11 protein-coding genes are annotated in these 12,013 nt (G+C 73.1%); 5 read left to right on the top strand and 6 right to left on the bottom strand.

Features of this window, described 5'->3' with window-relative positions:
* The first annotated feature begins 88 nt into the window (after positions 1–88).
* The 3 genes from OG937_33235 (at position 89) to OG937_33225 (ending at position 3,072) form a co-directional block, all read left to right on the top strand.
* Positions 89–610, top strand: coding sequence for a gluconokinase (locus OG937_33235; GenBank protein ID WUD76210.1), 522 nt, complete (start codon positions 89–91; stop codon positions 608–610).
* A 62-nt stretch (positions 611–672) separates the two neighbouring features.
* A complete protein-coding gene (locus OG937_33230) occupies positions 673–2,076 on the top strand; it encodes a GntP family permease (protein ID WUD76209.1) in 1,404 nt (467 codons plus the stop codon).
* 75 nt (positions 2,077–2,151) lie between these two features.
* Complete coding sequence (locus OG937_33225) at positions 2,152–3,072, top strand: MBL fold metallo-hydrolase (GenBank protein ID WUD76208.1); 921 nt, start codon at positions 2,152–2,154, stop codon at positions 3,070–3,072.
* A 12-nt stretch (positions 3,073–3,084) separates the two neighbouring features.
* On the opposite strand, the gene OG937_33220 is transcribed toward OG937_33225, so the two are convergent.
* Both OG937_33220 and OG937_33215 read right to left on the bottom strand, forming a co-directional pair.
* Positions 3,085–4,374, bottom strand: coding sequence for a glucarate dehydratase family protein (locus OG937_33220; GenBank protein WUD76207.1), 1,290 nt, complete (start codon positions 4,372–4,374; stop codon positions 3,085–3,087).
* 113 nt (positions 4,375–4,487) lie between these two features.
* Entirely contained in the window at positions 4,488–5,405 is a 918-nt protein-coding gene (locus OG937_33215) for an ADP-ribosylglycohydrolase family protein (GenBank protein ID WUD76206.1), read from the bottom strand.
* 129 nt (positions 5,406–5,534) lie between these two features.
* Between OG937_33215 and OG937_33210 the strand changes: the two genes are divergently transcribed.
* Together OG937_33210 and OG937_33205 are read left to right on the top strand one after the other, a co-directional pair.
* Entirely contained in the window at positions 5,535–6,560 is a 1,026-nt protein-coding gene (locus OG937_33210; GenBank protein WUD76205.1) for a phosphotransferase family protein, read from the top strand.
* Between the two features lie 3 nt (positions 6,561–6,563).
* Complete coding sequence (locus OG937_33205) at positions 6,564–7,787, top strand: acyl-CoA dehydrogenase family protein (protein WUD76204.1); 1,224 nt, start codon at positions 6,564–6,566, stop codon at positions 7,785–7,787.
* A 133-nt stretch (positions 7,788–7,920) separates the two neighbouring features.
* Here OG937_33205 and OG937_33200 read toward each other — a convergent pair whose 3' ends face one another.
* Genes OG937_33200 through OG937_33185 form a run of 4 tightly spaced genes read right to left on the bottom strand, consistent with a single transcriptional unit; the run spans position 7,921 to position 12,013 of the window.
* Entirely contained in the window at positions 7,921–8,907 is a 987-nt protein-coding gene (locus OG937_33200; GenBank protein WUD76203.1) for an NADPH:quinone oxidoreductase family protein, read from the bottom strand.
* 21 nt (positions 8,908–8,928) lie between these two features.
* Positions 8,929–9,537, bottom strand: coding sequence for a TetR/AcrR family transcriptional regulator (locus OG937_33195; protein WUD76202.1), 609 nt, complete (start codon positions 9,535–9,537; stop codon positions 8,929–8,931).
* Between the two features lie 56 nt (positions 9,538–9,593).
* Positions 9,594–11,222 (bottom strand): long-chain fatty acid--CoA ligase, encoded by a 1,629-nt coding sequence (locus OG937_33190; protein ID WUD78972.1) that lies wholly within the window; start codon positions 11,220–11,222, stop codon positions 9,594–9,596.
* A 23-nt stretch (positions 11,223–11,245) separates the two neighbouring features.
* Positions 11,246–12,013: an SDR family oxidoreductase gene (locus tag OG937_33185; protein ID WUD76201.1), complete on the bottom strand. Its 768-nt coding sequence runs from the start codon at positions 12,011–12,013 to the stop codon at positions 11,246–11,248.

Below are 12,013 nucleotides of genomic sequence, written 5' to 3'. Positions count from 1 at the left end.
ATCGTATGACGATTTCATCTCAGGCACTTGAATAAGTAGTACCTATGGCGTTTCCTGGGGCGGTCATGCGGACGAGGAGGTACCTGTGATGACCGAGGCTGGCCCGGAAGGCCCGCACCGCCCCCTGGTGGTGGTGATGGGCGTGTCCGGTTCGGGCAAGTCCACCGTCGGGGGGCTGCTCGCCGAGCGACTGGGCGTCCCGTACGCCGAGGCGGACGACTTCCACCCGCCCGCCAACATCGCCAAGATGTCGGCCGGGCACCCGCTGGACGACGAGGACCGGGCGCCGTGGCTGGACGCCATCGCGGCGTGGATCGTCGAGCGCGGCGACCGCGGCGGCGTGGTCAGCTGCTCGGCGCTGCGGCGCCGCTACCGCGACCGGCTGCGCAAGGACGCCCCCGGGCTGTTCTTCCTCCACCTCGACGGGCCGGAGGAGCTGATCTCCGCGCGCCTGGCGGCACGGATGCAGCACTTCATGCCCGCGGGCCTGCTGCACTCCCAGTTCGCGACGCTCGAACCGCTGGAGCCCGGTGAGGCCGGTGCCGTCGTCCCCGTCGACGGCAGTCCCCGGCAGATCACCGAGCGCGCCCTGGCCGCGCTCCCCCGCTGAACCCCCTCCTGACCACCCGTCCTCCCCTTCCCCCTACCCCCTCTCCCCCCACGGAGTAGAACGTGTCTGCACTCAGCGCCGAGTTGCTGGCCGCGGCGCCGGCGGCGACGGAGCCGATCACCAGCGCGGGCGACACCCAGCTCGCCCTCGCCGCGCTCGCCGGCATCGCGGTGATCGTCCTGCTGATCACCCGCTGGAAGATGCACGCCTTCCTCGCCCTCACCATCGGCACCGGTGTCCTCGGTGCGGTCGCGGGCGCCCCCCTCGCCAAGACCATCACCAGCTTCACCACCGGCCTCGGCACGACCGTCGCGGGCGTGGGCGTCCTCATCGCGCTCGGCGCGATCCTCGGCAAGCTGCTCGCCGACTCCGGCGGCGCCGACCAGATCGTCGACACGATCCTCGCCAGGACCAGCGAACGGCGGCTGCCGTGGGCGATGGCGCTGATCGCCGGCCTGATCGGGCTGCCGCTCTTCTTCGAGGTCGGCATCGTGCTGCTGATCCCGGTCGTGCTGCTGGTGGCCCGGCGCGGCAACCACTCCCTGATCCGGATCGGCGTCCCGGCGCTGGCGGGTCTGTCCGTGATGCACGGACTGGTGCCGCCGCACCCCGGCCCGCTCGCCGCGATCGACTCCATCCACGCCGACCTCGGCACCACCCTCGCGCTCGGCGTGCTCGTCGCGCTGCCCACCGTCGCGATAGCCGGCCCGCTCTTCGGGCGGTTCGCCGACCGCTGGGTGAAGGTCACCCCGCCCGAGCACCTCACCCCCACCCGGGCCTCGGACGACCTGGACAAGCGTCCGGGCTTCGCCGCCACCGTGGCCACGATGCTGCTGCCGGTGGTGCTGATGCTCGGCAAGGCGCTGGTGGACGTCCTCGTCGACGACCAGGGCAGCCTGGTCTTCCGGATCTTCGACGTCATCGGCTCGCCGCTGATCGCCCTGCTGTCCGCCGTGGTCCTGGGCATGTTCACCCTGGGCCGGGCGGCCGGCTTCACCAAGGAGCGGATCTCCACGACGGTGGAGAAGTCGCTCGGCCCGATCGCCGGCATCCTGCTGATCGTCGGCGCGGGCGGCGGCTTCAAGCAGACCCTCATCGACGCCGGCATCGGCAACATGATCCTGAACTGGTCGGACGGCTGGAACATCTCGCCGCTGCTGCTGGCCTGGCTGATCGCCGTCCTGATCCGGGTCGCCACCGGCTCCGCCACCGTGGCCACCATCTCCGCCGCGGGTCTGGTCGCGCCGCTGGCCGAGGGCATGACCTCGACGCACGCCGCGCTGCTGGTGCTCGCCGTCGGCGCCGGCTCGCTGTTCTTCTCGCACGTCAACGACGCGGGCTTCTGGCTGGTGAAGGAGTACTTCGGGATGAACGTCCCACAGACCCTGAAGTCCTGGTCCGCCATGGAGACCGTGATCTCCGTCGTCGGCATCGTCTTCGTCCTGCTGCTCTCGCTCGTCTTGTAGGCGACGCCCCCGCGTCGCCGTCCGGACGCCCTTCCCTGGTACGTTCCATGCGTCTGACCAGGGAAGGGCGTCAAAATGTCACAGCTGCACACCGAGCACCCGTTCACCGTGGAGGTCGCTCCCGGGGTCCACGCCTACGTCCAGCCGGACGGGGGCTGGTGCCTCAACAACGCGGGCTGGGTGACCGACGGGCACACGACGCTGCTGGTCGACACCGCCGCCACCGAGCGCCGGGCCCTGATGCTGCGCGAGGCCCTCGTCGCCTCCGGCGCGCCGATGCCCGCGCACGTGGTCAACACCCACCACCACGGTGACCACACCTACGGCAACGCCGTCTTCGCGCAGGGGGCCCGGATCGTCGGGCACTCCGCGTGCGTCACCGAGCAGGTCGCGGCCGGGCACCAGCTGCACGCGATCTGGCCGGACGTGGAGTACGGGGAGGTGCCGGTGCTTCCGGCGACGGTCACCTACGAGGACCGGCTGACCCTCCACGTCGGCGAGGAGGAGGTCCAGCTCCTGCACCCCGGGGTGGCCCACACCCTCGGCGACACGATCGTCTGGCTCCCGGGGCGCAAGGTCGTCTTCACCGGCGACCTGGTCTTCAACGGCGGCGCGCCGTTCGTCCCCATGGGCTCGCTGGAGGGCTCGCTGCGTGCCCTGGAGGTGCTGCGCTCGCTCGACGCCGAGGTCGTCGTGCCGGGGCACGGCGGCGTCTGCGACCCCTCGGTCTACGCCACCGTCGAGGGCTACCTGCGCTTCGTGGCCGAGCTGGCGGCCGAGGGCCACAAGGCGGGACGGACGCCGATGGAGGTCGCGCGGGCGGCCGACCTCGGCGAGTTCGCGACGCTGCGCGAGCCGGAGCGGCTGGTCGCCAACGTGCACCGCGCGTACGCGGAGCTGGACGGCCTGCCGCTCGGCTCGCCGCTGGACCTGATGCCCGTGATCACCGACATGGCCGTGCTGAACGGCGGCCGGATCCCGGAGTGCCTGGCCTGAGGCCCGCCCGGGTCACCAGCGGCGGGTGACCCAGCCGGGCTCGGCCTTGCGCATGGCGGCGGCGTCGTCGCGCTCGTGGAAGGTGCCGTCGTCGTCCAGCCAGCGCCGGTGCAGGGCGTCCAGGGCCGTACGGTCCACTCCCACCCCGAGTCCCGGGGCGTCGGAAACGTTCAGCCGGCCGCCGCGGAACTCGTGGCGGCGGGTGATGACGTCCTCGGTCTGCCAGGGGTAGTGCGAGTCGCAGGCGTGGTGCAGCCCGGGCACGGTGGCGGCGACATGGGTCATGGCGGCCAGGCTGATGCCCAGGTGGGTGTTGGAGTGCATCGACAGGCCGACCCCGAAGGTGCGGCAGATCGCGGCCAGTTCGCGGGTGTTGCGCAGCCCGCCCCAGTAGTGGTGGTCGGAGAGCACGATCTGGACCGCGTCCTTGGCGAAGGCCTCGGCGATCTCGGGGAAGGTCGTCACGCACATGTTGGTGGCGAGCGGCACGTCGGTGCCGGCGGACACCTCGGCCATCAGGGCGGTGCCCGTGGCCGGGTCCTCCAGGTACTCCAGGACGTCGCCGAGCTCCCGCGCCACGTGCAGCGAGGTCTCCACCGACCAGGCGCCGTTGGGGTCCAGCCGCAGCGGCTGCTCGGGGAACGCCTGCGCCAGTGCCCGTACGGCGGCGATCTCCTCCTCCGGCGCGAACACCCCGCCCTTCAGCTTGAACGAGGTGAAGCCGTGCTCGCGCACCAGCCTGCGGGCCTGCGCCACCACTCCGGCCGGGTCCAGCGCGGCGTCCCAGTCGTCCTTCTCGCCCTGGCCGCCGGGGTGTTCGGCCCAGCGGTAGAAGAGGTAGGCGCTGTAGTCGACGGTGTCGCGGACCTTCCCGCCGAGCAGGGCGTGCACGGGCAGCCCGAGCACCTTGCCGAGGGCGTCCAGGCAGGCCACCTCGAAGGCCGATACCACCGAGAGCAGCAATTTGTCGGCGGTCTGGACACCGCGCAGTCCGCCGGCGTCCACCGCGTCGGAGGTCCCCTCGGGGGGCGCGCACACCAGCGCCGCGAGCGACGGCAGGTTGTTGAGGTCGTCGACGCGGCAGCCCGGCAGGGCATCCGCCAACTGCCGGGCGAGTTCGAGGTAGCGGGTGTCGCCGTAGGTCTCCCCGACGCCGCTCACGCCGCTCGCGGTGGTCACCTCGACGATCAGGCGTGGGGTGTAGGCCTGGTGCACGCCTTGGGTGTTGAGCAGCGGCGGGTCGGAGATGAGGACGGGGGTGAGACGCACCCCGGTGATCGTCAGGTCCCTGTGCTGTGTCACTGCACGCCACCCCTCGCGTTCATCACGTTCACATATGTGAATTCCATACGTCCACCAGAACGCGACCCTAGGCGGCGTCCGGATGCCCGTCAAGAACGCGCAGGTCGGCGGCGCTACTCCGGTCCGCCGGACGGCGCCGGAACCCAGTCCGGCAGCGGCTCCAACGCCGCACGCCAGGCGGGCGGCAGCGAGGCGACACCGGTGCGGGCGGCGATGACCCCGCCGGCGATGGCACAGGTGGTGTCCATGTCGCCGAACCCGGCGACGGTGTGCCACAGGCCGCCCTCCAGGTCGTCCAGGTGCCGTGCGGCGCACCACAGCGCGAAGGGCACCGTGTCCTGCGCCGAGACCCCGTAACCGGAGCCCAGGACCTCGGCCGCGTGCCGCACCGAGGTGCCCTCGGGGAAGCGTCCCGCGGTGCGCAGGCCGGAACGCACGTCGCTGTCGGGGAGCCGGTCGGCCACCGCCGTCAGCAGGCCCTCCGGGGCCGGGCCGCCCCGGCTGCGGGCCGCGAGGGCGGCGGCGAGCGCGACGGCGACGGCTCCGGCGGCGGCCTCGGGGTGATGGTGGGACACGGCCGCCTGCGCGGCGGCGGCGCCGGCGGCACCCTCCAGGTCGGCGGCGAGCCAGGCGCCCAGCGGCGCGACCCGCATCGCGGCTCCGTTGCCGTACGAGCCCTGCCCGCCGAACTGCCCGCCCACGACGTCCGCCCAGGGCTCCCCGGCGCCGATGCGGCGCAGGACGTCGTGCATGGAGGGGCCGTACTTGCGGTACGGGTCGGCGGCGTAGGCCCCGGCGAGACCGGCCGCGAGGGCGTCCTGTCCGACGGTTCCGCCGTGCGCCGCGAGGTGCCCGAACAGCGCCAGGGCCTGGGCGGTGTCGTCGGTCCAGTACCAGGGAACGTCCTCGGGGGTGATCCTCCGCGCGATGCCGCCCTCCCGCTCCTCGTGGGAGACGAAGAACCAGCGGTCGCCGAAGGCGTCGCCATGGGCCAGTCCGTACAGCGAGTCGAGGGCGGCGGGCGGGATCATGGCGTCAGTCTCGCAGCGCCGGGAACGGTGGGCACCTGCTTTTCGCGGCGGACTGGGCGGCGGACTGGACGACATACCGACTGGTCGGCATGATAGCCGGGACAGCTATGGCAGTGGCGAGGAGCAAGGATGAGCGGGACGGAGAACCCACCGGGACTCGACCTGGAGCGGCTGCGGCGGCACCTCGACGCCGAGCGGCCCGGCCTGGTGGCGGGCGCGCTCGACGGCGAGCTCATCGAGGGCGGCCGGTCGAACCTGACCTACGCGGTGACCGACGGCGTCTCCCGCTGGGTCGTCCGGCGCCCGCCGCTCGGCCACGTCCTGGCGACGGCGCACGACATGACCCGCGAGCACCGGGTCATCAGCGCCCTGCACGACACCCCCGTCCCCGTCCCGGGGGCGGTGCTGCTCTGCGAGGACCCCGAGGTCATCGGCGCGCCCTTCTACGTCATGGACTTCGTCGAGGGCACGCCCTACCGCACCGAGGGACAGCTCGCGGCGCTCGGGCCGGAGCGCACCCGGGACATCGTGCTGCGGCTGGTGGACACCCTGGTGGCGCTGCACGCCGTGGAGCCGCGCACGGTGGGACTGGACGACTTCGGCAGGCCCGAGGGCTTCCTGGAGCGGCAGCTGCGCCGCTGGGGCAAGCAGCTCGACGCCTCGCGCAGCCGCGAGCTGGCGGGCATCGACGAACTCGCGGCGCTGCTCGGCACGCGCCTGCCCGCCTCCGCTCCGGCGGCGGTCGTGCACGGCGACTACCGCCTCGACAACGTCCTGATCGGCGCCGACGACACCGTCCGCGCCATCCTCGACTGGGAGATGTCCACCCTCGGCGACCCGCTCACCGACCTCGGGCTGCTGCTCATGTACAGCGAACTGCGCCCCACCCCGGGCACCCCCGTCTCCGTCACCGGGGGCGCGCCCGGTCACCCCTCCCCCGCCGAGCTGGTCGAGCGCTACGCGGCCGGCTCCGGCCGGGACGTGTCCTCGGTCGCCTGGTACACCGCCTTCGCCTACTTCAAGCTCGCGGTGATCCTCGAGGGCATCCACTACCGCTACACCCTCGGCCAGACCCTCGGCGCCGGCTTCGACCGGATCGGCGCCCTGGTCCCGGCCTTCATCGACAACGGCCTGCGGACGCTTCAGGAAGGCTGAGCCATGGATTTCGCGTACGACGCCAGGACCGGGGAACTGCGCGAGCGGCTGCTCGCGTTCATGGACGAGCACGTGTACCCGGCGGAACCGGTCTTCCACCGGCAGCGCGAGGAGGCCGAGGGCGAGGCCGTGTGGTCGGCGCCGCCGGTCGTGGAGGAGCTGAAGGCCACGGCGCGCGAGCGCGGGCTGTGGAACCTCTTCCTCCCCGGCGAGCGCGGCGCCGGGCTCACCAACCTCCAGTACGCGCCGCTGGCCGAGATCACCGGCCGCAGCCCGCACCTCGCCCCGCCGGCCCTCAACTGCGCCGCGCCGGACACCGGCAACATGGAGGTGCTCAGCGAGTTCGGCAGCGAGGAGCAGCGCAAGACCTGGCTGGAGCCGCTGCTCGCGGGCGAGATCCGCTCGGCCTTCGCGATGACCGAGCCCGACGTCGCCTCCTCCGACGCGACCAACATCGAGACGCGGATCGAGCGGGTCGGTGACGAGTACGTCATCAACGGCCGCAAGTGGTACATCTCCGGCGCGATGAACCCGCGGTGCCGGATCTTCATCGTCATGGGCAAGACCGACCCGGCCGCGGACCGGCACCGCCAGCAGAGCATGGTCCTGGTGCCGCGCGACACCCCCGGCCTCGAAGTGCGCCGCGGCATGCGGGTGTTCGGCTACGACGACGGCGACCACGGCGGCCACGCGGAGGTCGTCTTCCACGACGTGCGCGTCCCCGCGGAGAACCTGATCGGCGAGGAGGGCGGCGGCTTCGCCATCGCCCAGGCGCGGCTGGGCCCGGGCCGTATCCACCACTGCATGCGGCTGATCGGCATGGCCGAGCGGGCGGTGGAGCTGATGTGCCGGCGTGCCACGGGGCGTGTCGCCTTCGGCACGCCGCTGGCGGCGCAGGGGGTCGTCCAGGAGTGGATCGCCGAGGCCCGGGTGGAGATCGAGCAGTTGCGGCTGCTGGTGCTCAAGACCGCCTGGCTGATGGACACCGTCGGCAACCGGGGTGCCCACACCGAGATCCAGGCCATCAAGATCGCCACCCCGCAGAAGGTCGGGCTGATCCTCGACCGCGCCATCCAGCTGCACGGCGCGGGCGGCGTCAGCCAGGACTTCCCGCTGGCCGAACTGTACGCGGCCGCCCGCACCCTGCGGCTGGCCGACGGCCCCGACGAGGTCCACAAGCGCTCCCTGGCCCGCCGTGAACTGAAGCGGTACGCCGAGAACGCCTGACGCGGCACGGACGACGGCGGCTCCCCCGGGCTCCTGCCCCCGGGGGAGCCGCCGCCGTACGCGGCCGGTACGCGGGCGTCGCCAAGGTGGTCCCGTCGCGGTGCCCGGCATCGGTTGCCCGCGCGGTGCGCGATCAGCCGGGCAGGACCACCACGCGGCCGGTCGTCGTGCCGTCGGCGACCCGCTGGACGGCGTCGGCGGCACCCTCCAGGGCGACGCGCTCGCTGACGAGGGGCTTGATCGCGCCCTCGGCGGCGAGACGGGTGAGCTCCTCGTGGCAGCCGCGCACGGCGGCGGGGTCGTGGGTGTTGTACAGGCCCCAGTGCAGGCCGACGATGGAGTAGTTCTTGACCAGCGCGTGGTTCAGGCCGGGGCTGGGGATCGTGCCGCTGGTGAAGCCCACGACCAGGATGCGGCCCTCGAAGGCGATGCACTTGGTGGACCGGGTGTAGGCCTCGCCGCCCACCGGGTCGTACACGACGTCGGCGCCGCGTCCGCCGGTGGCCTCCTTGACGACGGCCACGAAGTCCTCGCTGGTCCGGTCCACGACGAGGTCGGCGCCCAGTTCGCGGGCGGCCTTGGCCTTCTCGGGCCCGCCGACCACGCCGATCACCGTGGCGCCCGCCGCCTTGCCGAGCTGGACGGCGGCGCTGCCGACACCGCCCGCCGCGGCGTGCACGAGCAGGGTCTCGCCGGCCCGGAGCCCGGCCCGCCGGTGCAGCCCGAACCAGCCGGTCTGGTAGCCGATGTGGAGGGCGGCGGCCTCGGCGTCGTCCAGCGCGGGGGGCGCGGGCAGCACGCTCGCGGCGGGGACGACGGCGAGTTCGGCGAAGGCACCGCCGGGCAGCGCCGCCGGGGCGATGACCCTGTCACCGGCGACGTGCCCGGTGACCCCCTGGCCGGCCGCGACGACCTCACCGCAGAACTCGACGCCCGGGGTGAACGGCAGCGGCGGCCGCACCTGGTAGTGCCCGCGGCAGAGCAGCGCGTCGGGGAAGTTGACGTTGGCCGCGCGGACCTTCAGGAGCAGTTCACCGGGGCCCGGCTGCGGGTCGGGGACCTCGTCCAGGCGCATCGCCGCGCGCGGCTCCCCGTTCTCGTGCACTCGCCATGCCTTCATGCGGTCTGCTCCCGGTTCGGTTCAGGGCTGCCGCACGGAGTGCAGCAGCATGTCTGCGAAGTCGGCGGCGACCTGGTCGGCGGAGAGCGGCCCGTCCTCCCGGTACCAGGTGCCGAGGTGGTGCACGGCGCCGAAGAAGAAGTCGACGACGAGATCCGGCCGGACCTCCTGCCGGAACACGCCCTCGCGCTGCCCCTCCTCGACCAGTGCGCGGAACTTCTCGTGGTAGCGGCGCCGGTCGGCCCGCACCGCCTTCTGCTTCTCCGGGCTGAGCTGGTGCATCGACCGGAAGAAGATCTTGGTGTCGTCGAGGTTGCCGATGCTGGTGACGACGACGTCGGCGGCGGCCTCGACCAGGCGTTCCGCCACCGGAGCCGTCTCCTTGCCGGCGATCGCCTCCAGGCGCTGCATCTGCAGCCGCAGCACGCGCCCGTAGATCTCGTGCAGGAGGTCGTCCTTGCTGCCGAAGTAGTGGTAGAGCGCACCCTTGGTGACGCCGGCCGCCTCGACGATCTCCTGCACCGACGTCCGGTCGTATCCGCGCTCGGCGAAGAGGCGGGTGGCCTCGGCGAGCAGCCGCTGGGGGACCGCGGTCGTGGTCGCCTTGGGTGGGGTGGTGCTCCGTGCCATGGCCTGCCCTCTCTCCGTACCGGTGCGCCCGGACAGCATACCGACCGGTATGTGACTCAATCCCGCCGTGCGCGCAGCTCCCTGCGGAGGATCTTGCCGCTCGACGTCTTGGGCAGCTCGGGCAGGACCTCGATCTCGCGGGGGTACTTGTACGCCGCGAGGTGCTCCCTGCAGTGCCCGATCAGCTCGGCCGGGTCCGCCGCGGCCCCCGGCCGGAGGCTGACGAAGGCCTTCACCGACTCGCCCCGGTAGGCGTCGGGGACCCCGACCACGGCCGCCTCGCGCACGGCGGGGTGCGTGTACAGGACGTCCTCGACCTCGCGCGGCCACACCTTGAAGCCGGACGCGTTGATCATGTCCTTCTTGCGGTCGACGACGTAGAGCCAGCCCTCCTCGTCCATGAAGCCGATGTCGCCGGTGCGCAGCTCGCCGCCGGGCAGGGCCTCCCGCGAGGCCTCGGGCCGGTTCCAGTAGCCGGGCACGACCATGGGCCCGCGGACGGCGATCTCGCCGTGCTCGCCGAAGGGCACGTCGACGCCCTTGTCGTCGACGATGCGCACCAGCGTGCCCGGGCCGGGGACGCCGACCGAGAGCGTCCCGGAGACCGGGTCGACCGGGGCCTCCAGACCGGCCGGGACGCTGGCGCAGGGAGCGGTGCACTCGGTGAGGCCGTATCCGTTGCGCAGGTAGTGGCCGAAGCGGTCGCGGAAGGCGGTGACCAGCGCGGGTGGCACAGGGGCGCCGCCGGAGTAGAGCAGGTGGAAGGAGGAGAAGTCCTCGGCGGTGGCGTCGGGCCGGGCCATGAGCGCCATGTAGGCGGTGGAGGGGCCGACCATGTACGCCGGACGGTGCTCGCGCAGCGCGTCGAGGACGACGCCCGGCTCGAAGCGGTAGGCCAGCGCCACGGTGGAGCCCGCGGCGAGGCCGGCGGCCAGCTGGCAGACCATGCCGGTGATGTGGAACAGCGGGGCGAGCGCGAAGAGCGTGGCGCCGTCGGGCAGGACGCTGTGCGCGCGCTGCCGGTCGGCGTTGTAGCTGATGTTGCCGTGGGTGTTCATCGCGCCCTTGGGGACGCCGCTGGTGCCCGAGGTGTAGCTGATCAGCGCGATGTCGCCGGCGGTCAGGCCGGGGTCGGGCAGCGCCGGGCCTGCGGCGCCCGCGTGGGCGGCGGCGAGCAGGTCCTCCGCGTCGTCCGCCGGTGTGCGCCGCTCCGGCAGGACGCGCGCGTCGTTCCGGGTCTGCAGGTCGAGTTCACTGGTCGTCAGCGGGATCCGCACCGGTGAACCGGCCGCGGTCCGGCGGATGTGCGTGTCCCAGGCGCGGTCGGAGCAGACCAGGGCGGTCACCCCGGCGTCCTCCAGTACGTGGGCGAGTTCGCGCTCCTTGTACATGGGGTTGACGGGCACGACCGTACCGCCGGCCTTCCAGGCGCCGAGCAGGGCGACCGCGAACTGCGGCACGTTCTGCAGGACGATCGCCAGCCGGTCGCCGCGCGCGAAGCCGCGGGCGGCCAGGTGCCGGGCGAGCCCGTCGGACAGCTCGTCGAGCGCGCGGTAGGTCAGCCGGCCGTCGAAGTACGCGAGCGCGGTGCGGCCGGGGACGCGGGCGACGACCTCGCGGAACGCGTGCAGCAGGGTGACCGGCGGGTCGGGGAGGGTGTGCAGCTCCTCGGCGAAGTGCCGCAGCCAGGGCTTGCCGTCGTACGGGCTCACGCGTCGCGCCCCTCCTCCAGCTTCCGCTGCACCCGGTTCATGCCGTCGATCCAGCGGTCGGTGTCCCCGGCGCGAGCGGTGTAGTAGGCGCCCGCCTCGGGGTGCGGCAGGATCAGGAAGCGCTCGTCGGCGATGCCCTGGAACACGGCCTCGGCGACGTCCTCCGGCTCGATGGCGGTGGGGGCGAGCACGAGGTCGCCGGCGTGCCCCGCCGCGCGCAGCATGTCGGTGCGCACGCCCTGCGGGCAGACGGCGTGGACGCGCACGCCCCGGTGGCGGTAGGTGACGGCGAGCCACTCGGCGAAGGCGAGGGCGCCGTGCTTGGTGACCGAGTAGGGGGCGTCGCCGACCATCGTCAGCAGCCCGGCGGCGGAGACGGTGGCGATGAAGCGGCCCTCGCCGCGCTCCAGCCATTCCGGGAGCAGCGCGCGGGCGGCGCGCACGTGCGCCATGACGTTGACGTCCCAGACCCGTTCCCAGACGGCGTCGTCGGCCTCGGCCCCGGCCATGGCGCCGATGCCGGCGTTGGCGCAGAACACGTCGATGCCCCCGCCGAGCGCCGCGCGGGCCGGCTCGACGACCGCCGAGGCGTCGCCGGGGACGCAGATGCCGCCGATCTCGTCCGCGACGGTCTTGGCGGCGTCCTCGTTCAGGTCGTTGACGACGACGCGCGCGCCCTGCGCCGCGAATCTCCGGGCCAGCGCCGCCCCGATCCCGCCTCCGGCACCGGTGACCACCACCCGGGCATCGCGCAGCGCTTCCAT

The sequence above is a fragment of the Streptomyces sp. NBC_00510 genome (genome assembly GCA_036013505.1).
Classification (GTDB): Bacteria; Actinomycetota; Actinomycetes; order Streptomycetales; family Streptomycetaceae; genus Actinacidiphila.
Note: the sequence above shows the minus strand (reverse complement) of the source record. Positions and strands in the feature narration are given on the sequence as shown.

Coding starts and splice junctions, on each gene's coding strand:
- OG937_33235 (WUD76210.1), top strand. CDS start 89: ATGACCGAGGCTGGCCCGGAAGGCCCGCACCGCCCCCTGGTGGTGGTG.
- OG937_33195 (WUD76202.1), bottom strand. CDS start 9,537: ATGGCACGGAGCACCACCCCACCCAAGGCGACCACGACCGCGGTCCCC.
- OG937_33225 (WUD76208.1), top strand. CDS start 2,152: ATGTCACAGCTGCACACCGAGCACCCGTTCACCGTGGAGGTCGCTCCC.
- OG937_33215 (WUD76206.1), bottom strand. CDS start 5,405: ATGATCCCGCCCGCCGCCCTCGACTCGCTGTACGGACTGGCCCATGGC.
- OG937_33210 (WUD76205.1), top strand. CDS start 5,535: ATGAGCGGGACGGAGAACCCACCGGGACTCGACCTGGAGCGGCTGCGG.
- OG937_33200 (WUD76203.1), bottom strand. CDS start 8,907: ATGAAGGCATGGCGAGTGCACGAGAACGGGGAGCCGCGCGCGGCGATG.
- OG937_33185 (WUD76201.1), bottom strand. CDS start 12,013: ATGGAAGCGCTGCGCGATGCCCGGGTGGTGGTCACCGGTGCCGGAGGC.
- OG937_33205 (WUD76204.1), top strand. CDS start 6,564: ATGGATTTCGCGTACGACGCCAGGACCGGGGAACTGCGCGAGCGGCTG.